The organism is Rhizobium sp. KNZ14-9A, assembly GCF_056755015.1.
In genome coordinates this window covers 1,961,627-1,983,584 of record NZ_JBPGXB010000004.1, presented here as the reverse complement: position 1 = coordinate 1,983,584, position 21,958 = coordinate 1,961,627, and the positions used below count along the sequence as shown (strand labels likewise).

Genomic DNA, 21,958 nt, shown 5'->3' with positions numbered 1-21,958 from the left:
CGCTCCCGGATGGCGGCGAACCTATTTTGCCCGGGGTTCGTCGCCCCGGAAAGCGCGCTCGAGCAGGTCGGTCAGACCTTCCTTTTCCAGAGCACGCGGGTTCCAGTAAGCATTCGACATGGCTTGTTCGACGGCAGCTCCTACACTGCCTTGTGGCATGCCGAGCTCCTGCAGAGACATCGTCGCACCGAGCCGCCTCGAAAGATCAAAGAGTGCCTGGGCGGGATCGGCGGCACCAAGCTTGCCGCCGAGCATGTCCATCGCTGCTGGTGCGGCACTGGCATTGTAGGCGATGGCATGCGGCAATACGACGGTATGCATTGCTGCGTGCGGCAGGTTGAACATGCCGCCGAGCGTGTGGCAGAGCTTGTGGTGCAACGCCATTCCGACCGACCCGAGACAAATACCGCAGAGCCAGGCGCCATAGAGAGCATCCGAACGGGACATCCTGTCTCCAGGGTTCTGGCTGATCCCGGGCAAGGCGCGAACGATCGCATTGATCCCCTCCAGCGCCATCATCGAAATGATCGGGTTTGCCTCCCGGGCATAGAGTGCCTCGACCGCATGGGCAACCGCATTCATACCGCTCGTGACGGACATTGAAACCGGCAGGCTGAGCGTCAGGTCGACATCGTAGACGATGATTTCCGGAAGAATGCGAGGATCGGATCGCGTCACCTTTCGTCCACCCTCGGTTTCTCCAAGGATCGGCGTTGCCTCCGATCCGGCATAGGTGGTCGGAACAACAATCTGTGCAAGATCGGTACGATAGGCGATCGCCTTGCCGAGACCCGTCGTCGATCCGCCACCGATCGCCACCAGGCCATCAGCTCGGAGTGCCTCGACCTGTCGCATGGCGTCGGCCGTCACATTGGTCGGCGTATGCATGGTCGCCTTGGAATACATTCCGGCCACGCGCGTACCGAGATGAGCGGCGATATCCTGCGCCTGGCTTTCCTGTTCCGGTGTGGAGAGCACGAGCAGGCGTCTTGCACCGAGCCTATCGGCCTCCTCCGCAAGCCTTGAGATCGTGCCGCTGCCGAAAATGACGCGGCCGGGATTTCCGGTATAGACGAAGTGTTCCATGCCGGCCTCCTAGCGCCCCTGCCCGGTGCGCGTGAGGACGAAATCGAAATCGGAGCGCCATATCGTGTCGCCGTTCTCGACAGGTTCGAAAGGCGTGACCAGCGTCTTCTTCACGCCGAAAACGGTGTCTGATTGAAGGTAGGGGTCTTTCCCGACGAAAGTGTGCGTCACGAGCTTCTGAAAGCCGTCGGCGCGGACCATGTAGTGCATGTGGGCCGGACGATAGGGATGGCGTCCGAGCGACGCCAGCATCTTGCCGACCGGTCCGTCATCGGGAATGGGATAGGAAACCGGCTTGATGCCGACGAAGCTGTAGGCTCCGTCGGAGCCGGTGATAAAGACACCGCGATTGTTCCACTTCGGCTGGATATCGGGCTGCTGCACGTCGTAATAGCCTTCCGCATTGTCCGACCAGACATCGATGCGGGCGCCCGCTACCGGATTGCCGTTAAGATCGAGCACCTGGCCGGTGAACAGACAGCTTTCGCCCTTGCCGTCGAGGCAGATCTGATCGCCCATACGGCGTACGGGAGCGCCCTCGACATGGAACGGACCGAAGACGGTGTTTTCGGTCGCCCCTTGTGGCCGTCGGTTGTTAATGGCGTCGACCAGCATGGAAAGACCGAGCGTATCCGAGAGCAGGATGAACTCCTGGCGTTCCTGCGTGCAGATGTGGCCCGTGCGGGTCAGGAAATCGATGCCGAATTCCCATTCCTCCTGCGTGAGCTCGATCTCGCGCGCGAAATTGTGGAGATGCTTCACGAGGGATGCCATGATCTTGGCGAGCCGCGGATTGACGTCCTTGGCCATGCGCGCATTGACGGTCTCGATCGAGTTTTCCTCGGTAAAATATCCCGCCGGCGAAACCGGTGCTGTGAGGTCGGCACTCATGCGGTCCTCCTCCAATCAGGGTATGATGCGATCCGCGCGCAGGCGGTCGAAAGCGTCGGTGAAGGACTGGGTCGTGTCCTGATAATCCATGAAGCCGAGCTTGCGGCTGCGGCCCATATCGTTGAAGGTCTCGACCTGCCGACCGAGATCTGCGTCCGAATGCCAGAAGGAGGCGACCCGCGAGAGCGCATTGGGCTGCAGGTCATATTTTCTGACCATTCCGTTCCAGATCTCGTCAGCGCCCGCCATCTGGTTTTCGAGGGGGTCGGGCGCACCAGAATAGGGTGCTGCCTCAATGCCGAAATAGGCGGCGATCCGCGGCCACAACCATTTCCACCGGAAGACCTCGCCGTTGACGACGTTGAACGCGAGATTGGCCGCTTCCTTCGTGGTTGCGGCCCATCGAAGATGCCGGGCAAGCAGGCGCGCATCGGTGACATCGGTCGTCGCCTGCCATTGCTGCGGCGATCCAGGGAAGACGAACGGCCTTCCCGTCTCCTTGCAGATCGATGCGTAGATTGCGAGTGTTGCAGCCATATTCATTGCATTGCCGACGGCATAGCCGATCAGCGTGTGCGGCCGGTGGATCGACCAGGTAAAGCCGTCGCGGGCTGCGGCAGCAAACACCTCATCCTCCTGGACATAGTAGAAATTTTCCCCCGGCAGGCGCTCCTGCTCTTCGCGGAAAGGGGTCTCGGGCTGTGTCTTGGCGTAGGATTCGAACGGCCCGAGATAATGCTTGGTGCCAGTCGTCAACGCGACATGGCCGACACTTGCGCCCTGCAAGCCATCGAGCACATTGCGGACGATCGCCCCGTTCACCTTGCAGTTTTCCGCTTCCGTCTCCTGGCGCGACCAGGCAGTGATGAAAACGTGGCTTGGCCGCAGACCGAGCAGCGCACCACGGACGGAATCCGGATCCACGAGATCGCACTGAAGCGTTTGCACCCCGGCGATCGGGCTGACGGATCGGGACAGGCCCGATACGCCCCAGTCACCCGCGGCAAGCAGGAGTTCGGCTAGGTTGCTTCCGGTAATGCCGGTCGCGCCGACAATCAGGGCATGCTTTGTCATGGGTTCAACCGTTCAACAGTGTGATCTTGATACTCTTGGTCGGATCCTGTCCGAAGGCAAAGGCCTGGACCGCCTCCGTCAGGGCAAAGTCATGCGTCTGGATCGGCGACAGATCGATGCCTGTTCGTTCCAGAAAGCGAATAGCAGCCGGCCATACACCCGGTGAGCCGATGCAACCGCGCACCGTCAGGTTCTTCATCTGAATCTGGCCGATCACGACCGGCACCTTGCGGCCGATATTGATGCCGACCATCGACACACGGCCTTCCTCGCGCGCGTAGTCGAAGGCTGCCGCAAGCGAGGCATCGTGACCGGAGGCCTCAATGACGAGATCGGCCCCCTTTCCGCCAGTCAGCTCGCGGATCGTCTCTGCAGCACCCCCGTCAGATGGATCGAGCGCGACGTCTGCGCCGAGCCGCTTTGCGACGTCCCGGCGCGAGGCAAGCGGATCGACGACGATCGCGCGCGCGCCCATGCCGATGGCGGCTGCAGCCGACACAAGGCCGATCGTACCGCCACCCGAGATCACGACGGTTTCGCTGGCATTTGTCCCGCCGGAACGAAGGACGGCATAAAAACCGCAGGTAAACGGCTCGATCAGCGCGGCTTTCTTGTCGTCCACGGCGTCCGGCAGCTTATGAAGCCATTCCGGATTGACCGTGAAATACTCGCGGTCAGCGCCGCTGATCGAAAAGCCGAAATGATGCAGGCGCTCAGGCGTGCGCACCACGCATTCGCCGACAACGCGGTCGCCCTTGTTGAAGCCCTGGACGTTGCGTCCGACTTCGACAATTTCGCCGCTCCATTCGTGCCCCGGTGTGACGGGGTAGGAGATCGGGATGATGTAGCGGCCGGCAAGCAGTTCATAATCGGAGTGGCAGATCCCGACAGCCTTGGTGTGAACGAGAACCTCGTTCGGCGACAGGTCCGGTATTCCAACTTCGGCGACGACGGGCTTTTCGGGAGCCTCGAAAACCAGAGCTTTCATGTCCTTCTCCTCAGACCTTCTCGAGCGTGCCGCTCTTTGCGGAGCGTACAATCGCTTCCAGCAGAGCGATATTGTTGATCATGTCCTCACCGGTGATCGGATAATCCGCCTCGCCACGGATCGCCCGGGCGAATGCCCTCAGATTGTCACGGACCGGTTCGGCCGGCGGCAGCTCACGAACGGTGATCTTCTCGTTCTTCCAGCCTTCGGTCACCACCCAGCCATCGGGTGCCTCGACATGGGCCCTGTCGCGCACTTCGATCCATCCCTCCGTCCCGAAGACGGCGAAGCGGGAGATGAAGGGGGTGGCGAGGGTTGCCGAGACATAGGCCGTGCCGCCGCCTGAAAAACGGATATGCGCACTCATCGTATCGCCCTGCGGGATGCTGGACGCGAGATTTTCGCAAACGACGCGCACGTCCGCGGCAGGGCCCATCAGCTTCACCGAGAGGTCGGTCAGATGGATGCCGGTCGCCGTCATGCCGCCTGCTGGCGCCTGATCGGCCTTCAGCCGCCAATTGGAGGGATCGAGTGCCAGAAACTTGTCATGGCTGAAATTCGCCTCGATCTGCAGAAGCCTGCCAAGCTTGCCCGATTTTGCAGCCTCCAGGATTGCAGCGATCGGCGGCTCGAAACGACGCTCGTGGCCCATGCCGAGGACAAGTCCCGCATCGCGACAGAGATCCACCGATGCCTGCGCGCCAGCCTTGGTCAGGTCCAGCGGCTTTTCGCAGAAGACGTGTTTTCCGGCTGCAACGACACGCGCGATCTGTTCCCGGTGCAGCGAATGCGGTGTCGCGAGCACAACGGCTTCGATCGTCGGATCCGCGAGCGCTTCCGCCATGTCATGGGAATATTGCAAGCCCATCTCGGCAGCAAAGGCGGCTGCGTCGGGATTGGGATCGATGCCGCGGACGAAATGCATTTTCGCGCCCCCGGCATTGACGAGGCTCGCCATCTTGCGACCCCACCAGCCGAGACCGACCAGCGCTGCGATGACGGGTTTATCTTCGCGCATGGTCATCGATTGTCCACTCGCTTGTTGAACGGGTGGATGTTGACGGTTTTCCAAACGCCGGCCTTGGTGAAAGGATCGGCCTTGTTGAACGCAACGATTTCTTCTTTGGTATCGGCCTCGAAAACGAAAAGCGAACCGATCATGGTCTCGTTGTCGTCGGCCAGAAGCGGACCGGAGATGACAGTCTTGGTCTTGCCGGTCGACAGATAGGCCTTGTGGGCGTCGTAATTGGCGTGGCGCTTGTCGACAGCCCCCTCGTGATCAAGGCAATGAACAACATAATGCATGTCTAATTCCTTTCGAATTCAGGCAATGGCGTGGTCGTCGAAGGTTTGGCGTTTGGAAGTTCCTTGATCAGGCCTTCATGTTGACGAGGATCTTCATGTGGGAGGCGGCCGGATCGATCAGGGCCTCGAAGCCTTCTTCGACCACGTCCTCCGGGGCGATCTGCGCCGTGACGATCTTTTCGACCGGGAAGATTCCCGCTCCGATCATCTGCGCGATGCGCGGCCAGATCTGCACCGGATAGCACCAGGTGGCTTCGACGGTGATGTCCTTGAGCGCCCAGAGCATTGCATCGATTGCCGCCGGCCGGACGTGAAGCCCGACCTGCACGACCGTGCCCTGACGCCGGACCGCCTTGGCGCAAAGATTGAGCGACGCCTCGGCGCCGACGCATTCCAAGGCGACGTCGACACCGACGCCTTCCTCAGTGTGGCTGCGGAACAGCGCTTCGGTATCGGTCTCGCGCGGATCGAAGACAATCGCTTCAGGAACGAGCGTCTTGGCCAGCGCCCTGCGGTTGGGATTGAGTTCCGAGACGAAAATCGTCGTGGCGCCTGCCGCCTTTGTCGCCAGGAGCACGAGGGCGCCGATCGGACCGACACCAGACACCAGCACCGAGCTTCCGGAGGTGACGCGACCGCGATCGACGCCGTAAAGCGCGACGGCAGCAGGCTCGATCATCGCTGCCTGAACATCGGAGACGCTGTCTGGGACCGGAAAGACGTTATAGCCATTGACGACGGCGCGCTCGCCCATTCCGCCCCAGTCCCATGACAGGCCGACGCAGGCCATCTTTTCGCTGAGGTGGAAGAGCCCACGCCGGCCATAATAATCGTCGCGCGGCGAGATCAGCGGCTGGATCGAGACGCGCGAGCCTGGAGCAACATGCGTGACGTTCCTGCCGACCTCCAGCACACGTGCGGAAAATTCATGACCGAGGATCTGCGGCAGCGTGGCGCCGGAATAGACATGGGGGGTGGCCGGGGTGACGATCGGCCCTGCAATATACTCGTGGATATCGGTACCGCAGATGCCGCAAACCAGGGGGTCGATCAGCACCATGTCGTCGCCCAGGCGGCCGCTTGGCGCCGGCACGTCTTCGACGCGAATATCTTTCTTGGAATAGTACCGTACAGCCTTCATCTTCACGCCTTTCATGATGAACTTGTTATTGAGCCGCCGTCGCAGACCGGTCCGATGCCCAAAGCAAGACGCTTTCCGGTCGGTCCTGTCACAGCGCTCGCCCTTTTAGATCAGCACCATGCCGCCATCGACCATGATGGTCTGGCCGGTGACATAGTCGGATGCCTGGGAGGCGAGAAACGTCGTGACGCCGGCGATATCCTTGGGAAGCGATACCCGCCCCAGAAGGATCGATTGAGAAAAATCATTGATCGCCTGTTCCGGCTTTTCCGTCAGGCCGCGCTCGATGAACTCGCGGTCGAGCTGTTCCCACAGCTCGGTTTTGACGACACCCGGGCCGAAGCAGTTGACCGTGATCTTGTGTTCTGCAAGCGCGCGGGCAGCCGCCTGCGTGATCGCAACAACCGCGAATTTGGAAGCGCAATAATGGGCAAACAACGGGTAGCCCTGCTTTCCGGCGATCGAGGCAGTGTTGACGATCTTGCCACCATCGCCCTGAGCGATCATTTGCCTTGCCGCCTCCTGGGTTCCGATCAGAACGCCGCGGCCATTGATCGCCATGATCCTGTCGAAATCCTCATCCGTCACCTCCATGAAGGGGCAGGTCTGACTGATGCCGGCATTGTTGAACATGACGTCTAGCCGGCCGAAACGAGATATGGTTTCGTCGATCAGCGCCCTGACGCTGGAACGGCTCGAGACATCGACGGCAATTGCAACCGCGCTGCCGCCCGCAGAGGAAATTCTTGATGCGGTTTGTTGCGCGCTATCAAGATTGAGATCTGCAATCACCACGCGCGCGCCATTTTCGGCAAGATCGGCGGCAATGCCCGCGCCTATACCGCGCGCCGCGCCGGTTATGACGACAACCTTATCGTTGACCAAGCCACTCATGGCATTCCCTCCTAATAGAACTCCCGTCGCTTCAGCTGAGACCGTCAGAAGTGACGGACAGGGCGAATGCGACAGGTTGCGGTGTGAGGGGATCCGACCAGAACGGCAGGCCGCCGCCTCATCTGATCTACCCCTCCCCTGAACTGTCCGAACCGCTGAGGACGCGGGATCAAGCGCGGAAGCGCTGGCTTCCGCGTCATCTCCAACATATTGACGGCAATATTCCTCCCACAGGAACCGCCGTGCGATCCGAAGCGAAGGCTAGAGGATCAACCTGCGCTTCGACAAATCCTTAATTGTCCGAAATGGATATTTTCAATGCAGCAATAGGTCTTCGGCTGACGCTAGTATTTCTTCGGGAGGAGACGGCGCTCGCGCCGAGTTGAGGCATGTTTTCGCCCGGTTCGCTGGCGCTCCTTCGACATAGAGCTGCATCGAGAATTCCGGTTGGCGATCACCTCCGGGGAAGGAAGGTTTTGCATGAGCGAGACGTTGAAAGTGGGATGGGCCGGCATCGGCAAGATGGGCGCGCCGATGAGCCGGCGCGTCCTCGAGAACGGATATGCCTTGTCCGTCTATGAGCCACTTCCGGAAAACCGTGCTTCCGTCGTTGCGCAGGGCGCGAACGTCGCCCACAGCCTGGAGGATCTGGTCGAGGCATCCGACATAGTGATCCTGACCATTCCGAATGACGAGGTGCTGCGTCAGCTCACACTTGCACCCTCCACGCTTGTCGAACTGCTCAAGCCCGGCCAGATCCTGGTGGAGATGAGCACCGTTTCGCCGGAGCTTTCGGCCGAAGTTGCAGAAGCCCTTCACCGCAAGGGCGTCGACTATGTGCGTGCGCCCGTTTCGGGCAGTACGATCACCGCATCCTCGGGTCTGCTCTCGGTCATGGTCTCTGGTCCCGAACAGGCATATAAAAAGGTCGAGCCCGTTCTGGCGAGCTTTTCAGCGAAACAGTTCTATCTCGGCGAAGGCGAGCAGGCACGCTATCTGAAACTCGTGCTGAATGCGCTCGTCGGCGCAACGGCAGCCCTTCTTGGGGAGGCATTGACGCTTGGATTAAAGGGAAATCTGACCGTCGAGACCATGCTCAACGTCATCTGCGAGAGTGCTGTCTCGTCACCGCTGATCGCCTACAAGCGCGACCTGCTGGTCAACCGCAATTTCGATCCCGCGTTTTCCGTCTCACAGATGATGAAAGACTTCGACTTGATCCTTGGGGCGGCAAAATCCGATCATGTTCCGATGTATCTCGCCTCGATGATCCGCCAGCAGTACGAGGCAGCCTTCGCCGATGGTCTTGCCGAAAAGGACTTCTTCGTGCTCTTCGAACAATATGAGCGCCTTGCTGGCCTGGGCCGGGAAAAGGCTGCTGCTTCGCACACCCTCAAGGCCATTTAGCGCATTGACGGGGCTGGCGAGCGGAAGAGTTGCCGGCTAGTCTGATTGCAGGCAGCGCGACGGTTGGGAGGCCGACGTGAACGAATATGAAATGCTGCGCGTCATCGATTTCATCGAGAAAACACGCCGCCCCTTCAGAGAGGTCGTCGAAGCGGCCGATGATGATGCGATCTGGCTTATCGTCACGTTCCTGATCAAGTCGCATATTCTGAGCCAGCCTGTCTCGATCTCGACGCTCGGGCAGGAATCCGGTCTTCCCTATGCAACCTCGATGCGATTGATCAATCGCCTCATCGATGCCGGTTACATTCTCAAGGTCGCCAAGGGACAGACAGGAAAGAGCTTCGCGCTGCAGCCGAGCGAGCAATTGCTTCGCTCCTTCGAGCTTTATGCCCGCAAGACGAAATCCCTGCTCGCGCAGACATTGGGGCTGCGGGCAGGCGAGGAGGAGGATGAGTATTATTTCGGCGGAACACCGCTCGGCTCGCAAATCATCCCACCGATGCGGCTGGTGCAGAAGCGCGCGGAATCGCAGATCGAGCTTCGTTTTCTCCTGAACGACGACAATTATTTCTCCGCGATGCGCAACATGTGGGCCGACTTCCGCAGCAACCTCGCTTCGCGCAAGAATTTCGACCTTCTGCCGCTTCCCGACCTTTATCGACGTGCGCGCGAAAATGGCGCCAAGCGGCTTTCCGATTACGACGTCATCGCCATCAACATGCCCTGGCTCGGCGAATTCGCCGAGAGCGGCGTTATCAGGCCGATCGACCAATATATCCAGAAGACGGGCATCAACCCGCTCGATTTCCATCCCTCCATCTGGTCTTCAGCGACCTGGGAAGGGCGTGACTATGGCGTTCCCGGCTATTGCACCATCGAGGTCCTTGCAGCGAGAAAGGACCTGTTTGCCGATGCGAGCCTGTCGTTCCCGAAGACATTCGATGATGTGATCAATGCCGGTCGCAAATTTCACGCTCCCGATGAGGGAATGTTCGGCGCGGTCTGGGATGGTGCGCGCGGCATGCCGATCGCCTCGAGCTTCCTGTTTTTCATGGGCGCCTGCGGTCAACCGGCGATTTCGCTGCGCAAGATCCGCGCGGGCTTCACGCTTGAGGGCGTCAACCTCGAAGAATTGAGCTGCACGATTCTGTCCGACGCTGGTTTTGCGGCGCTTGACTATATGCGCAGGCTGCTCGAAATCTCTCCACCCAAGATCCTTGAAATGGCCTGGGACCAGACGCTCGCAGTGTTCCTCAAAGGAAAAGCAAGTCTCGGCTATTTCTGGACCATGCGCGCGGCTCGCTTCGAATATGACGTCCAGTCGGTCGTCAAGCGCAGGGTCGAATATCTGCCTCAGCCCTCTGGCCCGGGCGGCACGCGCGCCTCGCCGATCGGGGGCTTTCTCTTCTGCATTCCGACAAATCTGCCCGAGGAACGAGTGGAACTGGCCGCCGATGCGATCGCCTGGATGGCATCGAGAGAAGCAATGAAAGCGCATGTGAAAAACGGATTTCCGGTCGCGCCGCGCTTTTCCGTCAGTGCCGATCCGGAGGCTGCCGCAAGTTCGCCGATCGTGCGTTTCGTGGACCAGCTCGCCAAGAAGAACCTTCTGCAGACCTGGCAGCGCCCAAAGATCCCACAATATACGACGATCGAGAAGGTCCTCGGCGAAGAGATCCATGAGGCATTGCTCGGCAATAAGACGCCGCGGCTTGCACTTGAGCACGCCGCCGCTCAAATTGAAGAAAGCCTCAAATCCACGCAGAGGAGCTGGACACGGCAGAGCACGGTTTAGCCAATCAAAATGCACCGGCGATGAACGACGACGGGTGGCCGTGGATATTTACCACGGCCCCAAAAAGCCGCCTGTTCTTATCCTAGCTGTGTGCCATCACGGCCTGGTATGCCTCGATCAGTAGTGCTGCATTCTCCGGTCGCGCATCGATCTGACCGGCTTCGATATCAAAAGCCACGTCCATGACCCGTTGATTGACCGGGGCTTCCTGTCCGTGCACGCGCAGTATATCGACAACCCAGCCATTGACCTCCCCAACTTCCGCTCGGCGTCCCTTGCGCCAATCCTGCAGCGACGTCGTCAATGTGTCGGCCTGTGAAAAGGTCTTCAGCACTTCGTCGAAGATCTGATCGACATAACGTTCCGGATGATTGGTGGTCACCGGCAGCATGCCGATGATCGGAACGATTTTGGCTCCGTCGGCGAGTGCTGCCCGCATCGCCTCATATCCGGCGGCCCGCATGACCTCGAGCATGCCCGGTGCGCGCGCTGCATCGGCGAGCGGCAGATTGATAATGGCCGACGGAATAAGTTCGGCGGCATTGACGACAAGCTTCATCCACTTGGCGGAACGAATGTCGTCCATCACTTCGACCGTGCCGGAATTGCGCAGCAGATCGGCGACTGCTTCCACGCGATCCTGCGTCTTCGGATCGAGCGCGCCGAGCGCAAACCAGGACGTGTCATGATCGTTCTGCCGGTTGGTGACGCCGGGCACGAACATATTGGAGGCGATTTCGATGACGGCGCCGATCGTCCGCTCGCGGCCGACCACGTCGGCAATATCCTCATGCGTCATGCCGTTCTGGAGACCGACGACCAGCCCATCAGGCGCCAGACATGGCTCGATCAGCTGGCATGCCCATTTGGTGTCGTAGGCTTTTACCACGAGGAACACGACATCGAAGGGTTCCTTGATTTCGGCGACCTGACACAGGTGTAAAGCCGGGACCTTCGCATTGATGGTGCGTTTCGGCAGGTTCACCGTGATGCCCTTTTCACGGATCGCCATCACATGCTCCGGCCATTGCTCGATGAAGGTGACATCAAGGCCTGCCAAGGCGAAATCCGCCCCGATGGACGCGCCTTGCGCGCCCGTTCCAACAAATGCAATCCGCGGACCGCGCGTCTCATCCCAACCCATGAACTTCTCCTCTCATACTGTTGCTCCGGCCGGTAACGGCCATTCATGCCTCGATAAGGGTGGCGTTTGGCGGTTGCGCCGAAAGGCTGCCGCGCTCGATGGCGCGGGCGATCTCGACGATCCGTTGATTGACAGGTGCGCTCTGGCCCGCCCTTTTCGAGGTTTCGACCACGTGACCGTTGAGATCGAGGACCTCCGCGCGCCGTCCCTTGCGCCAATCCTGGAGAGCGGTCGTCAGCGTATTCGACATCATCAGCAACCTCCCCTGGCGATGATCCATCACGCTACTCGGTTAGAGGCCGATGTCCGTGGATACGCCGAAATCCTCCCGAGATTTCGTGAGAGATCGTAGGAAAAATCTCCAAAATGTGAAACGACGCAATTATCCATTCTGGATGCCGGGCGTCGTCCAATCACGCAGCCCGACCTCCGAGCCGGGCGAGATCGTCCGGGCCATGACTGGCTGGTGCAGCCTCGCGACGATGGACGCCTCAAAGTCCGTCATGTCGAGACGCATGGCGCCCCGCCCTCGACCGCACGAAGGTCTGCTCGGCTTGCCCGGTCCTACACAAACCCATGAAGGCATGTAGAGGCGCTAGAGCTACGGCCACACGTTGCTGAAGCGCTCACTAAAAGTGACCGCGAACAAAACTGAAGCGTTTCCGCGATTGCTTGGCAGCTAATGCGTAGCGGCGATCAAGGTCGGATTCTCTCTCAGTCAGGATTAGACTAGCGCCCGCCACGAAGGGAGGGCTTAGTCCGACCGTAGTCACACCCCGGCGTGGCGCAGATTTTCGGCGTCTCTCAATCGAGGCTGGACGCCGAAGCTAGAAGGCGCCAGGTTTTTCCAACCTGAAATAACCATTCCAACAAACGGATCCTCCCCGGCCGCGGCCGCCCCCAGGGCCTCAACGAAACTGGCAGCGATCATAAGACGCCCATTCCTATGGTTAGCTCATCATACCAGTTGACATGTCAATGAGCATCCGGCAAGAAAGGCTCCAGCTTACAAGAGGAGGACGTAATGCTGACGCTTTCTGCAAAATTGAAGTCTTCATGCATGGCCGCCATCGCAATTGCGGCTGTTGCGGTCACCCCCGTCAAGGCCGAGGACATCACGCTCTGGACGCTGAACTTCGACAATAATGCCGCCAACGTCGCGTTGAAGAAGGTTGCGAGCGACTTCGAAGCGGCAAACCCGGGAACCCATATCGAGATCGTCCAGCGCGCCGTCGACGAGCACAAGACGGCGCTACGCGTCGCTGCCGGTTCCAACCGCGGCCCGGACATCTATTTCAGCTGGGCAGGCCTTGGCCTCGGCGGCGAATACGTGAAGGCCGGCCTGTCGCTGCCGCTCGACAAGTACTACACCGAATACAAGTGGAACGACGAGCTGCTTCCCTCTGCGGCTGCCTTTGCCGATCTTTATCCGGGCGGCAAGCACGGCACGCCCTTCACCTTCAAGGGTGAGGCCGTCTATTACAACAAGAAGCTCTTCCAGCAGGCCGGCATCACCGAAGAGCCGAAGACCTATGACGAGCTTCTGGCCGCAGCCGACAAGCTGAAGGCAGCCGGTATTCCGGGCTTCACCTTCGGCGGCACCGTCAACTGGCACGTCATGCGCCTGATGGATGTGATCCTGGAAACCAAGTGCGGTGCTGAAAAGCACGACCAGCTGAAGCTGATGAAGCTCGACTGGTCGAAGGAGCCCTGCGCGACCGACGCGTTCACCGAATTCGCCAAGTGGACGAAGGACTATACGCTGCAGCCTTTCATGGGCATCGACAACAAGCAGTCCTATAGTCTCTTCACCGCCGGTCGCGCGGCGATGATGCTGGAAGGCGACTGGCTGGTCGGCCAGCTGTCCGGCAGCGGCGTCAATCTCGACGATTACGGAATCTTCCCCTTCCCGACCAACACCAACCGTCTCTACGGTTTCGCCGAGTACAACTACATCAGCACCAAGACCAAGAACCCGGACATGGCTGCGAAATTCATCGACTATTTCCTGTCGACGAAAGTGCAGCAGGATCTCGTCGGCCAGATCAGCTCGATCTCGGTCAACAAGAATGTCCAGTACACCAACCAGAAGCCTCTGGAAGCCGAGTGGCTGGATATTTTCAAGACCTACAGCAAGATCTACATGAATGGCGACCAGGCCTTTCCGCTTGACGTGACGACGGAATATTTCCGCGTCATCAACGATGTTGCCTCCGGCAGCATCGAGCCGGCCGCAGCAGCCAAGCAGATGCAGGCCTTCATCGCCGGTAGAACCTAACTCCTCCCGAGACGCCGGCTGGCCGACACAATGTCGGTCGGCTGGCGCCGCATTCGCAAGACCGGCAGGGTCGTGCCCTGCCCGGAGGTGAGCATGTCATTGCGCCAAACAACTCATGATCCACGCATGCAGGCCTTCATCCTGCTCGTCCCGGCTCTGGCCATTTACGCGATCTTCGCGCTCTACCCGATGCTGAACGTGGTTATTATCAGCTTCCAGAAGTGGAACGGGCTCGATCCGCAACGGCCTTTCGTCGGCCTCGCGAATTATACGGCGATCTTCACGCGCGATCCGGTCTTCTGGGTTGCTTTCCGGAATACCGTGATCTGGACGCTGATGAGCCTGATCTTCCCGCCGCTGGTCGGGCTGCTCTTGGCGCTCAGCCTCAACCAGAAGATTTTCGGCCGCAACAGCCTGCGCGCCATCTTCTACCTGCCCGTCATCATTGCGCCGATCGCCGTCGCCACCATGTGGAAGTGGATGTACGATCCCTTCTTCGGCCTGTTCAGCCAGATGCTGACCTCCTGGGGCATGCAGACCTGGATCAAGGACTGGCTCGGCAACAAGGATATCGCGCTTTATTCCGTCTTCATCGCCTATCTCTGGCAGACCGTCGGCTTCTCGATGGTGCTGTTCCTCGCAGGTCTTCAGAACGTCTCGCAGACGCTGGTGGAAGCCGCCCGCATCGATGGCGCCGGCCGCTGGGCCGTCTTCAAGCATGTTACGCTGCCGGCATTGCGTCCCACCATTACCATCGTTCTGGTTCTCTCCATCATCTCGTCGCTGAAGGCCTTCGACATCGTCTATGGCCTGACTGGCGGCGGTCCCGCCCAGTCGACCCAGATGCTGGCGCTCTGGGCCTTCACCCAGGCCATGCAGATCTTCGATTTCGGCCGCGGTGCTGCGATCTCGGTGGTGCTGCTTTTAATCACCATGGCGATCGTCATCCCCTATCTGCGCTGGACGCAAAAGCATGAGGAGGTCGAATCGTGACAGTTCTCGGAGCGCAAGCCGACGATCTCGACATCGATACCAAGCCCCTTCGCCTGAAGCGCGACCCCATCCTCATCGGCTTGTGGATCGCCCTCATCCTTGTCGCGCTGATTTGGGTCGCGCCTTTCGTCTTCATCGTCTTCACCTCACTGAAGACGCCGGCCGCGGTCACCAGCACCGGCGCCTTCATGCCGCCGACCGAACTCGCCTTTCAAAACTACGCCGACGCCTGGAGCCGCGGCAATTTTGCCAGCTCCTTCTTCAACAGCGTCATCATTACCGTCATCAAGGTGCCGCTCGGCCTCGCGCTGTCGGCAATGGCCGCCTATGCGCTTGCCAAGATCAAGCTGAAGATCAGCAAGGCGCTCCTGCTGCTCGTGGTCTTCGGCACGATGATCCCCTTCCAGGTGATGCTCGCACCGCTCTTCACGCTGGTGAATTCCTTCGGGCTCATCGACACCTATCCGGGCGTCATCCTGCCCTATATCGCCTTCGGCGTTCCCTATCAGGTCTTCATCCTGCACGGCTTCTTCAAGGGCATTCCGAAGGAGCTGTCGGAGGCAGCCCTCATCGATGGCGCGACGCATTTCACTATTTTCCGGCGGATCTTCCTGCCCGTCTGCCTGCCGGTTCTCGCCGCCTTGCTGATCCTCGACTTCGTTTCCACCTGGAACGAATTCGCCATGGCGCTTGTCCTTTTGCAGGACCAGCACATGTGGACCCTGCCGCTCGGCCTCATGTCGTTCCAGGGGCAGTTTTCCAGCAATTACGGCCAGCTCAACGCCGCGATCGTCATGACCGTGCTACCGGCGACGATCGTCTATCTCATGTTCCAGCGCTACTTCGTGTCCGGACTGACTTCCGGGGCCGTTAAGGGCTGACCGAAATCTTGTTTACGAGGAGAGACAGAATGTCCGATGCAGCAGTCGAAAAATGGGGCGTGTTCGAAGCGGCCTTTGCCGGCCCGTCCGAAGGCAATCCCTATCTCGACGTGGCATTCGATGCCGTGTTCACGCAAAAGAGCCGCGAGGTCCGCGTGCCGGGCTTTTATGACGGAAACGGCACCTACCGCATCCGCTTCATGCCCGACGTCGAGGGCGAATGGTCCTTCAAGACGCGCTCAAAGACGTCGGCACTCGACGGCAAGACGGGTTCGTTTACAGCAGCTGCGCCGTCGGCAGGCAATCATGGGCCGGTGCACGTGCGCAACAAGTTCCATTTCGGCTATGCCGACGGAACGCCCTTCTTCTCCTTCGGCACGACCTGCTATGCCTGGACGCATCAGCCGCTGGAGATGCAGAACCAGACACTGGAGACGCTGAAGAAAACCCGCTTCAACAAGATCCGCATGGGCGTCTTCCCGAAGGACTATCCCTATAATACCAATGAGCCGCTACATGCCTGCTTCGAAAAGGGCGCTGACGGCAAGGAAGATTTCGACCGACCGAACCCTGCCCTCTTCCAGCATTTCGACCGGCAGGTGGCAGCCCTTTGCGCGCTCGGCATCGAGGCCGATATCATCATCTTTCACCCCTATGACCGCTGGGGCTATGCCGACATGCCGGCCGAGCAGGATTTCCGCTATGTCGCCTATCTCGCGGCGCGGCTTTCTGCTTACCGGAATGTCTGGTGGTCGCTTGCCAATGAATATGACTTCCTGATTGATACCAAGCCGATGGAGCAGTGGGACCGCTACTTCCATATCCTGGAAGAAAACGATCCCTACCAGCACCTGCGCTCGATCCATAATGGCGACGTGACGGCAAATTTCGACCATCGCAAGCCCTGGGTCACCCATACCTGCATCCAGAACCCCGACGTCAAGCGCACGCAGGAATGGCGCAACGCCTATGGCAAGCCGGTCGTCAACGACGAGCCGGAATATGAAGGCGACATCCTGCAGTCCTGGGGCAATCTTTCGGCTCAGGAACTGGTGCATCGCTACTGGATCACCATGGCGCGCGGCGGTTATGCCGGCCACGGCGAGACCTATTCGCATCCCGAGGACCTGATCTGGTGGGCCAAGGGCGGTCAGTTGCGCGGCGAGGCCTGGAAGCGCATCGGCTTCCTGCGCGATCTGCTCGAGGCGGATGTGAAGCACGGTTTGGAGCCGCTCGGCGTCATCGGCGAATGGCCCTGGTCGCGCGTCTCGGGCGCACGGGACGGTGATGGTGATTTCCGGTTGATCTATCTCGGCGAGCACCAGCCGGTCATCTGGTCATCGGGCCTGCCGCTCGACGACGACAATTACGATGTCGATATCATCGATACCTGGGAGATGACGATCACACCGGCCGAGAAGGTCGCTGCGCCCGTCCCGCATCCCACCCGCCATGGCGCGATCGTGCGCGGCGGCAAGCCGGATGCTGCTTTCGGCGTCAAGCTTCCCCGCAAGCCGCATCAGGCACTGCGCGTGCGCAGGAAGCGCTAAGGATAGAAGGAGCCCCCCCATGTCCGGATTGAGCATCAACAAAGTCAAGAAATCCTTCGGTTCGGTCGACATCATCCACGGCATCGATGTCGAGATTGCCGATGGCGAGTTCGTCATCCTCGTCGGCCCGTCCGGCTGCGGAAAGTCCACGCTCTTGCGCATGATCGCCGGCCTGGAGGAGATCAGCGCCGGCAAGATCAGCATCGACGGGCGCGTCGTCAACAATCTGCAGCCGAAGGACCGCGATATCGCCATGGTCTTTCAGAACTACGCGCTCTATCCGCAGATGACGGTCGCCCAGAACATGGGTTTTGCGCTGGAGCTTGCCGGCGCCAAGCGGCCAGAGATCGACAAAAAGGTGGGAGAGGCTGCTGCTATCCTCGGCCTGCAGCCGCTGCTGGAGCGCAAGCCGGCCCAGCTTTCGGGCGGCCAGCGCCAGCGCGTCGCCATGGGCCGCGCCATTGTTCGCGATCCGAAGGTCTTCCTCTTCGACGAGCCGCTGTCGAACCTCGATGCGAAGCTGCGTGTCAAGATGCGGGCCGAGATCAAGGCGCTGCATCAGCGCCTGAAGACGACGATCGTCTATGTCACGCACGACCAGATCGAGGCCATGACCATGGCCGACAAGATCGTCGTACTGCAGGGCGGCCACGTCGAACAGATCGGCAGCCCGCTCGAACTCTACGACCGGCCGCGCAATATCTTCGTCGCCGGTTTCCTCGGCTCACCGGCGATGAATTTCCTCGAGGGCACGCTTGAGAATTCCGGTAGCCCGAGCCTCGCTCTTCCCGGCGGCGCCCGCGTCAAACTCTCGCAAGCGCCGGAGAATTCCGCTGGCAAGTCGCTGACGCTCGGCATCCGTCCGGAGGATATTTCGCTCGGTGGCGATGAGGGCGTCGAAGCGATCGTGAAGGTCATCGAGCCGACCGGTTCGGAAACCCATGTCGCCGTCGAGGTCGAGGGCAAGGAACTCACCTGGGTTGTGCGCGAGCGTGTGAACCTTGCACCCGAGCAGCGGATCAAGCTGTCCTTTGCGACCCCGAAAGTGCATTTCTTCGACCGGCAGACACAGAACCGGCTCGACGCTTGAAGCAAGACATATCGATAAGCCGGGCGGCCTGACACCGCCCGGCTCTTTCTCTACGATGGTGGTCCGCCCCGGTCAGGTCACCGTACTGAGTGTTCGCGCAATCGCATTGCGCCAGCCGACAATTCTCGCCTGCCTGTCTACGTCGGTCATATCGGGCTCAAAGCTACGATCGCTCGCCCAGGCGCGTGCGAACTCCTTCCGGTCCGGCCAGACACCGGCCTTCGATCCGGCAAGCCAGGCCGCACCGAGTGCCGTCGTCTCCAAGGTCGCCGCCCGATCGACGGGACTTGAGAGAATGTTGGCGAGATGTTGCATGGTCCATTCGGAGGCCGACATGCCGCCATCGACGCGCAGGACCGTTTCGATCGGATGGTCGCCCCAATCGCTGCGCATTGCCACGAGCAGGTCGAGCGTCTGGTAGGCGACCGATTCCAGGACGGCGCGCGCCAACTCGGCCGGGCCGCTGTTGCGCGTCAGGCCGAAAATCGCGCCCCGCGCCTCCGGATCCCAGTAGGGAGCCCCGAGGCCGGTAAAGGCGGGCACGACATAGACCCTTTGCTGCGGATCGGCTCTGTCAGCCAGAGCACCGGTTTCCGATGCGTTCCCGATTATGCCGAGACCATCGCGCAGCCACTGCACGGCCGCACCGGCAATGAAGATCGACCCTTCCAGCGCGTAGGTGGTCTTGCCGTTCAAACGGTAGGCGATGGTGGTGAGCAGCCGGTTCTTCGAGTGCACGCGGTCGTCGCCGGTATTCAGGAGCGCAAAACAACCGGTGCCGTAGGTCGATTTGACCATGCCCGGCTCGAAACAGGCATTGCCGATCGTTGCCGCCTGCTGGTCGCCCGCGACCCCGAGGATCGGGATCGCGGCGCCGAAGATGTCAGGATCGACCGTGCCAAAATCGTCGGCACTGTCCTTAACCTCGGGCAGCAGCGCCCGCGGGATGCGCAGGATCTCTAGAAGCTCGTCGTCCCAGCGGTTCTCGGCGATATTGTAGAGCAGGGTTCGCGAGGCGTTGGTCGCATCGGTGACATGCGCCCGCCCGCCGGTCAGCTTGTAGATGATCCAGCTGTCGATGGTACCAAAACAGACCTCCCCGGCTTCGGCACGGGCGCGCAGTCCCTCGACATTGTCGAGCAGCCAGCGCAGCTTCGTGCCGGAAAAATAGGGATCGAGGAGCAGGCCGGTCTTGGCGGTGAAGAGCTTTTCATAGCCATCGACTTTCAGCCGGTCGCACATTTCCGCCGTGCGCCGGTCCTGCCAGACGATCGCCTTGTGTAGCGGCCGGCCGGTGGCTCTTTCCCAGACGACAGTCGTTTCCCGCTGGTTGGTGATGCCGATGGCAGCAATTGCGCCAGGGCCTGTGCCACTCTTTGCCAGGGCATCGCGGGCCGTCGAAAGCACCGTGTCCCAGATCTCGTTCGCGTCGTGCTCCACCCAGCCGGTCTGCGGGAAATGCTGGGTGATCTCCGTCTGGGCCGACGAAACGGTCCGCATCTGAGGGTCGAAAATTATGGCTCGTGAGGATGTCGTGCCCTGGTCGATGGCAAGGATATGGCCGCTCATGACATCTGTTTCCTGCGCGCAGCAGCGATCGTTCCGTCGGAACGGCAGCTCTGTCCCCGATATGATCATGGAAATTTAGGGATGGCCGGGCGCTGCTGCGCCCGGCCAGTTCGACGCCTACTTCTTGGCGTCGGCCCAGCTCTTGACGAGATCGTCATAGTTGACGGTGACGGGCTTTTCCTTCTCGTTCTCGATCTTCAGCTGCGGCGCAAGGTTGCCCTTCTTCACCGCGTCTGCGTTCCAATAGGCGAGATCATGCTCCTCCGCGAGTTTCGGGCCAATATCGCCCTGCACCTTCGCGCGTTCCAGGCGCTGCAGCACCTTTTCCTGTTCGCCGCACAGCGAGTCCATGGCTTCCTGCGCCGTCTTTGCACCAGAAGCGGCATCACCAATTGCCTGCCACCACAGCTGCGCGAGCTTCGGATAGTCAGGAACGTTGGTGCCGGTCGGCGACCACTGGACACGGGCTGGCGAGCGGTAAAACTCAATCAGGCCGCCGAGCTTCGGAGCACGGTCCGTGAAGCTCTTGTCGCGGATGGTGGATTCGCGGATGAAGGTGAGACCGACATGGCTCTTCTTCACGTCCACCGTCTTCGAGGTGACGAACTGCGCATAGAGCCATGCGGCCTTGGCGCGGTCGTCAGGCGTCGACTTCATCAGCGTCCAGGAACCGACGTCCTGATAGCCGAGCTTCATGCCGTCCTTCCAGTAGACGCCGTGCGGGCTCGGAGCCATGCGCCATTTCGGCGTGCCGTCATCGTTCATGACCGGCAGGCCGGGCTTGACCATATCGGCGGTGAAGGCCGTGTACCAGAAGATCTGCTGGGCGACCGCACCTTGTGCCGGCACCGGACCAGATTCGGAGAAGGTCATGCCGCCTGCCTCCGGCGGAGCGTAGGCCTTGATCCAATCGAGATATTTCGCGATCGAATAGACGGAAGCCGGACCATTGGTGTCGCCGCCGCGTGCAACGCACGAACCGACCGGACGCGAATTCTCGTCGACCTTGATACCCCATTCATCGACAGGAAGGCCGTTCGGCAGGCCCTTGTCGCCATTGCCGGCCATCGACAACCAGGCATCGGTGAAACGCCAGCCGAGCGACGGGTCCTTCTTGCCATAGTCCATGTGGCCGAAGACCTTCTTGCCGTTCACATCACGACCGGTGAAGAATTCGGCAATGTCCTCATAAGCAGACCAGTTAACGGGAACGCCGAGGTCGTAGCCGTATTTCGCCTTGAAATCGGCCTTGTTCTTCTCGTCGTTGAACCAGTCATAGCGGAACCAGTAGAGGTTCGCGAACTGCTGGTCGGGAAGCTGGTAGAGCTTCTTGTCCGGCGCGGTCGTGAATTTGGTGCCGATGAAGTCGTCGAGATCGAGGCCCGGATTGGTGACATCCTTGCCCTCGTTGGCCATCCAGTCCGTCAGCGGGCGAGCCTGCTGGTAGCGCCAATGCGTGCCGATCAGGTCGCTATCGTTGACGTATGCGTCATAGATGTTTTCGCCCGATTGCATCTGCGTCTGCAGCTTTTCGACCACGTCGCCTTCGCCGATCAGGTCATGGGTGATCTTGATGCCGGTGATCGCAGTGAAGGCAGGCGCCAGCACCTTCGATTCATATTCATGCGTTGTCAGCGTTTCCGAGACGACCTTGATGTCCATGCCGGCGAAGGGCTTGGCGGCATCGACGAACCACTGCATTTCCTTTTCCTGGTCGGCGCGGGAAAGCGTCGAGAGATCGCCGACTTCCTTGTCGAGGAATGTCTTGGCCTCGTCCATGCCGGCATAGGCCGACGCAGTCATCGCCAGCAGCAAGCCTGCTGTCGTCGTCAGTAAGTGCTTTCGCATAATATCCTCCCAGGGTTTGCG

The 21,958-nt window shown here is 60.3% G+C and carries 20 protein-coding genes; 7 read left to right on the top strand and 13 right to left on the bottom strand.

The window, feature by feature from the left end; translation table 11 throughout:
* Positions 1-21 precede the first annotated feature (21 nt).
* The 8 genes from ACR9ZQ_RS39415 to ACR9ZQ_RS39380 form a co-directional block, all read right to left on the bottom strand.
* Complete coding sequence (locus ACR9ZQ_RS39415; protein WP_310380342.1) at positions 22-1,086, bottom strand: maleylacetate reductase; 1,065 nt, start codon at positions 1,084-1,086, stop codon at positions 22-24.
* Between the two features lie 9 nt (positions 1,087-1,095).
* Positions 1,096-1,977, bottom strand: a complete 882-nt coding sequence (locus tag ACR9ZQ_RS39410; protein WP_481430628.1) for an intradiol ring-cleavage dioxygenase — start codon at positions 1,975-1,977, stop codon at positions 1,096-1,098.
* A 15-nt stretch (positions 1,978-1,992) separates the two neighbouring features.
* Positions 1,993-3,051, bottom strand: coding sequence for an SDR family oxidoreductase (locus ACR9ZQ_RS39405; RefSeq protein WP_113320222.1), 1,059 nt, complete (start codon positions 3,049-3,051; stop codon positions 1,993-1,995).
* Between the two features lie 4 nt (positions 3,052-3,055).
* Positions 3,056-4,039 carry a zinc-dependent alcohol dehydrogenase gene (locus ACR9ZQ_RS39400; RefSeq protein ID WP_481430627.1) on the bottom strand — a complete coding sequence of 328 codons (984 nt, stop codon included), beginning with the start codon at positions 4,037-4,039 and terminating at the stop codon, positions 3,056-3,058.
* 10 nt (positions 4,040-4,049) lie between these two features.
* Positions 4,050-5,063, bottom strand: a complete 1,014-nt coding sequence (locus tag ACR9ZQ_RS39395) for a Gfo/Idh/MocA family protein (RefSeq protein WP_481430625.1) — start codon at positions 5,061-5,063, stop codon at positions 4,050-4,052.
* Positions 5,060-5,344, bottom strand: coding sequence for a YciI family protein (locus tag ACR9ZQ_RS39390; RefSeq protein WP_113320225.1), 285 nt, complete (start codon positions 5,342-5,344; stop codon positions 5,060-5,062). The genes ACR9ZQ_RS39395 and ACR9ZQ_RS39390 overlap by 4 nt, the downstream gene beginning before the upstream one ends.
* 67 nt (positions 5,345-5,411) lie before the next feature.
* Positions 5,412-6,485: a 2,3-butanediol dehydrogenase gene (locus tag ACR9ZQ_RS39385; protein WP_481430624.1), complete on the bottom strand. Its 1,074-nt coding sequence runs from the start codon at positions 6,483-6,485 to the stop codon at positions 5,412-5,414.
* 105 nt (positions 6,486-6,590) lie between these two features.
* Complete coding sequence (locus ACR9ZQ_RS39380) at positions 6,591-7,379, bottom strand: glucose 1-dehydrogenase (RefSeq protein ID WP_481430623.1); 789 nt, start codon at positions 7,377-7,379, stop codon at positions 6,591-6,593.
* Positions 7,380-7,859: 480 nt separating this feature from the next.
* Here ACR9ZQ_RS39380 and ACR9ZQ_RS39375 point away from each other — a divergent pair, with 480 nt between their 5' ends.
* Together ACR9ZQ_RS39375 and ACR9ZQ_RS39370 are read left to right on the top strand one after the other, a co-directional pair.
* Positions 7,860-8,786, top strand: coding sequence for an NAD(P)-dependent oxidoreductase (locus ACR9ZQ_RS39375; RefSeq protein ID WP_310380326.1), 927 nt, complete (start codon positions 7,860-7,862; stop codon positions 8,784-8,786).
* A 76-nt stretch (positions 8,787-8,862) separates the two neighbouring features.
* Positions 8,863-10,584, top strand: coding sequence for an extracellular solute-binding protein (locus ACR9ZQ_RS39370; RefSeq protein WP_113320229.1), 1,722 nt, complete (start codon positions 8,863-8,865; stop codon positions 10,582-10,584).
* An 82-nt stretch (positions 10,585-10,666) separates the two neighbouring features.
* Here the strand turns inward: ACR9ZQ_RS39370 and ACR9ZQ_RS39365 are convergent, their stop codons facing one another.
* The 3 genes from ACR9ZQ_RS39365 to ACR9ZQ_RS39355 form a co-directional block, all read right to left on the bottom strand.
* Positions 10,667-11,728, bottom strand: a complete 1,062-nt coding sequence (locus tag ACR9ZQ_RS39365) for a ketopantoate reductase family protein (protein WP_481430622.1) — start codon at positions 11,726-11,728, stop codon at positions 10,667-10,669.
* Positions 11,729-11,771: 43 nt separating this feature from the next.
* Positions 11,772-12,008 (bottom strand): ketopantoate reductase family protein, encoded by a 237-nt coding sequence (locus tag ACR9ZQ_RS39360; RefSeq protein WP_310380321.1) that lies wholly within the window; start codon positions 12,006-12,008, stop codon positions 11,772-11,774.
* Between the two features lie 489 nt (positions 12,009-12,497).
* Positions 12,498-12,659 carry a hypothetical protein gene (locus ACR9ZQ_RS39355; RefSeq protein WP_481430621.1) on the bottom strand — a complete coding sequence of 54 codons (162 nt, stop codon included), beginning with the start codon at positions 12,657-12,659 and terminating at the stop codon, positions 12,498-12,500.
* A gap of 93 nt (positions 12,660-12,752) precedes the next feature.
* Here ACR9ZQ_RS39355 and ACR9ZQ_RS39350 point away from each other — a divergent pair, with 93 nt between their 5' ends.
* The 5 genes from ACR9ZQ_RS39350 (at position 12,753) to ACR9ZQ_RS39330 (ending at position 18,520) form a co-directional block, all read left to right on the top strand.
* Entirely contained in the window at positions 12,753-14,006 is a 1,254-nt protein-coding gene (locus tag ACR9ZQ_RS39350; protein WP_007812247.1) for an extracellular solute-binding protein, read from the top strand.
* A 93-nt stretch (positions 14,007-14,099) separates the two neighbouring features.
* On the top strand, positions 14,100-14,999 hold the full coding sequence (locus ACR9ZQ_RS39345; protein ID WP_007812246.1) for a carbohydrate ABC transporter permease: 900 nt from the start codon (positions 14,100-14,102) through the stop codon (positions 14,997-14,999).
* Positions 14,996-15,880 (top strand): carbohydrate ABC transporter permease, encoded by an 885-nt coding sequence (locus ACR9ZQ_RS39340; RefSeq protein ID WP_007812244.1) that lies wholly within the window; start codon positions 14,996-14,998, stop codon positions 15,878-15,880. The genes ACR9ZQ_RS39345 and ACR9ZQ_RS39340 overlap by 4 nt, the downstream gene beginning before the upstream one ends.
* Positions 15,881-15,909: 29 nt before the next feature.
* Positions 15,910-17,430, top strand: coding sequence for a DUF5060 domain-containing protein (locus ACR9ZQ_RS39335; protein WP_481430620.1), 1,521 nt, complete (start codon positions 15,910-15,912; stop codon positions 17,428-17,430).
* Between the two features lie 19 nt (positions 17,431-17,449).
* Entirely contained in the window at positions 17,450-18,520 is a 1,071-nt protein-coding gene (locus ACR9ZQ_RS39330) for an ABC transporter ATP-binding protein (RefSeq protein WP_481430619.1), read from the top strand.
* A 72-nt stretch (positions 18,521-18,592) separates the two neighbouring features.
* Here the strand turns inward: ACR9ZQ_RS39330 and glpK are convergent, their stop codons facing one another.
* Both glpK and ACR9ZQ_RS39320 read right to left on the bottom strand, forming a co-directional pair.
* Positions 18,593-20,089, bottom strand: a complete 1,497-nt coding sequence (gene glpK / locus ACR9ZQ_RS39325; RefSeq protein ID WP_481430618.1) for a glycerol kinase GlpK — start codon at positions 20,087-20,089, stop codon at positions 18,593-18,595.
* A 117-nt stretch (positions 20,090-20,206) separates the two neighbouring features.
* Complete coding sequence (locus ACR9ZQ_RS39320; protein ID WP_481430617.1) at positions 20,207-21,937, bottom strand: ABC transporter substrate-binding protein; 1,731 nt, start codon at positions 21,935-21,937, stop codon at positions 20,207-20,209.
* Between the last annotated feature and the right edge of the window lie 21 nt (positions 21,938-21,958).

Bases quoted from the DNA above. Each gene is read 5' to 3' on its own strand.
- ACR9ZQ_RS39390 (WP_113320225.1), bottom strand. From the start codon at position 5,344: ATGCATTATGTTGTTCATTGCCTTGATCACGAGGGGGCTGTCGACAAG.
- ACR9ZQ_RS39395 (WP_481430625.1), bottom strand. From the start codon at position 5,063: ATGACCATGCGCGAAGATAAACCCGTCATCGCAGCGCTGGTCGGTCTC.
- ACR9ZQ_RS39330 (WP_481430619.1), top strand. From the start codon at position 17,450: ATGTCCGGATTGAGCATCAACAAAGTCAAGAAATCCTTCGGTTCGGTC.
- ACR9ZQ_RS39365 (WP_481430622.1), bottom strand. From the start codon at position 11,728: ATGGGTTGGGATGAGACGCGCGGTCCGCGGATTGCATTTGTTGGAACG.
- ACR9ZQ_RS39335 (WP_481430620.1), top strand. From the start codon at position 15,910: ATGTCCGATGCAGCAGTCGAAAAATGGGGCGTGTTCGAAGCGGCCTTT.
- ACR9ZQ_RS39360 (WP_310380321.1), bottom strand. From the start codon at position 12,008: ATGGATCATCGCCAGGGGAGGTTGCTGATGATGTCGAATACGCTGACG.
- ACR9ZQ_RS39410 (WP_481430628.1), bottom strand. From the start codon at position 1,977: ATGAGTGCCGACCTCACAGCACCGGTTTCGCCGGCGGGATATTTTACC.
- glpK (WP_481430618.1), bottom strand. From the start codon at position 20,089: ATGAGCGGCCATATCCTTGCCATCGACCAGGGCACGACATCCTCACGA.
- ACR9ZQ_RS39355 (WP_481430621.1), bottom strand. From the start codon at position 12,659: ATGATCGCTGCCAGTTTCGTTGAGGCCCTGGGGGCGGCCGCGGCCGGG.
- ACR9ZQ_RS39375 (WP_310380326.1), top strand. From the start codon at position 7,860: ATGAGCGAGACGTTGAAAGTGGGATGGGCCGGCATCGGCAAGATGGGC.
- ACR9ZQ_RS39405 (WP_113320222.1), bottom strand. From the start codon at position 3,051: ATGACAAAGCATGCCCTGATTGTCGGCGCGACCGGCATTACCGGAAGC.
- ACR9ZQ_RS39400 (WP_481430627.1), bottom strand. From the start codon at position 4,039: ATGAAAGCTCTGGTTTTCGAGGCTCCCGAAAAGCCCGTCGTCGCCGAA.
- ACR9ZQ_RS39320 (WP_481430617.1), bottom strand. From the start codon at position 21,937: ATGCGAAAGCACTTACTGACGACGACAGCAGGCTTGCTGCTGGCGATG.
- ACR9ZQ_RS39345 (WP_007812246.1), top strand. From the start codon at position 14,100: ATGTCATTGCGCCAAACAACTCATGATCCACGCATGCAGGCCTTCATC.
- ACR9ZQ_RS39350 (WP_007812247.1), top strand. From the start codon at position 12,753: ATGCTGACGCTTTCTGCAAAATTGAAGTCTTCATGCATGGCCGCCATC.
- ACR9ZQ_RS39380 (WP_481430623.1), bottom strand. From the start codon at position 7,379: ATGAGTGGCTTGGTCAACGATAAGGTTGTCGTCATAACCGGCGCGGCG.
- ACR9ZQ_RS39415 (WP_310380342.1), bottom strand. From the start codon at position 1,086: ATGGAACACTTCGTCTATACCGGAAATCCCGGCCGCGTCATTTTCGGC.
- ACR9ZQ_RS39385 (WP_481430624.1), bottom strand. From the start codon at position 6,485: ATGAAGGCTGTACGGTACTATTCCAAGAAAGATATTCGCGTCGAAGAC.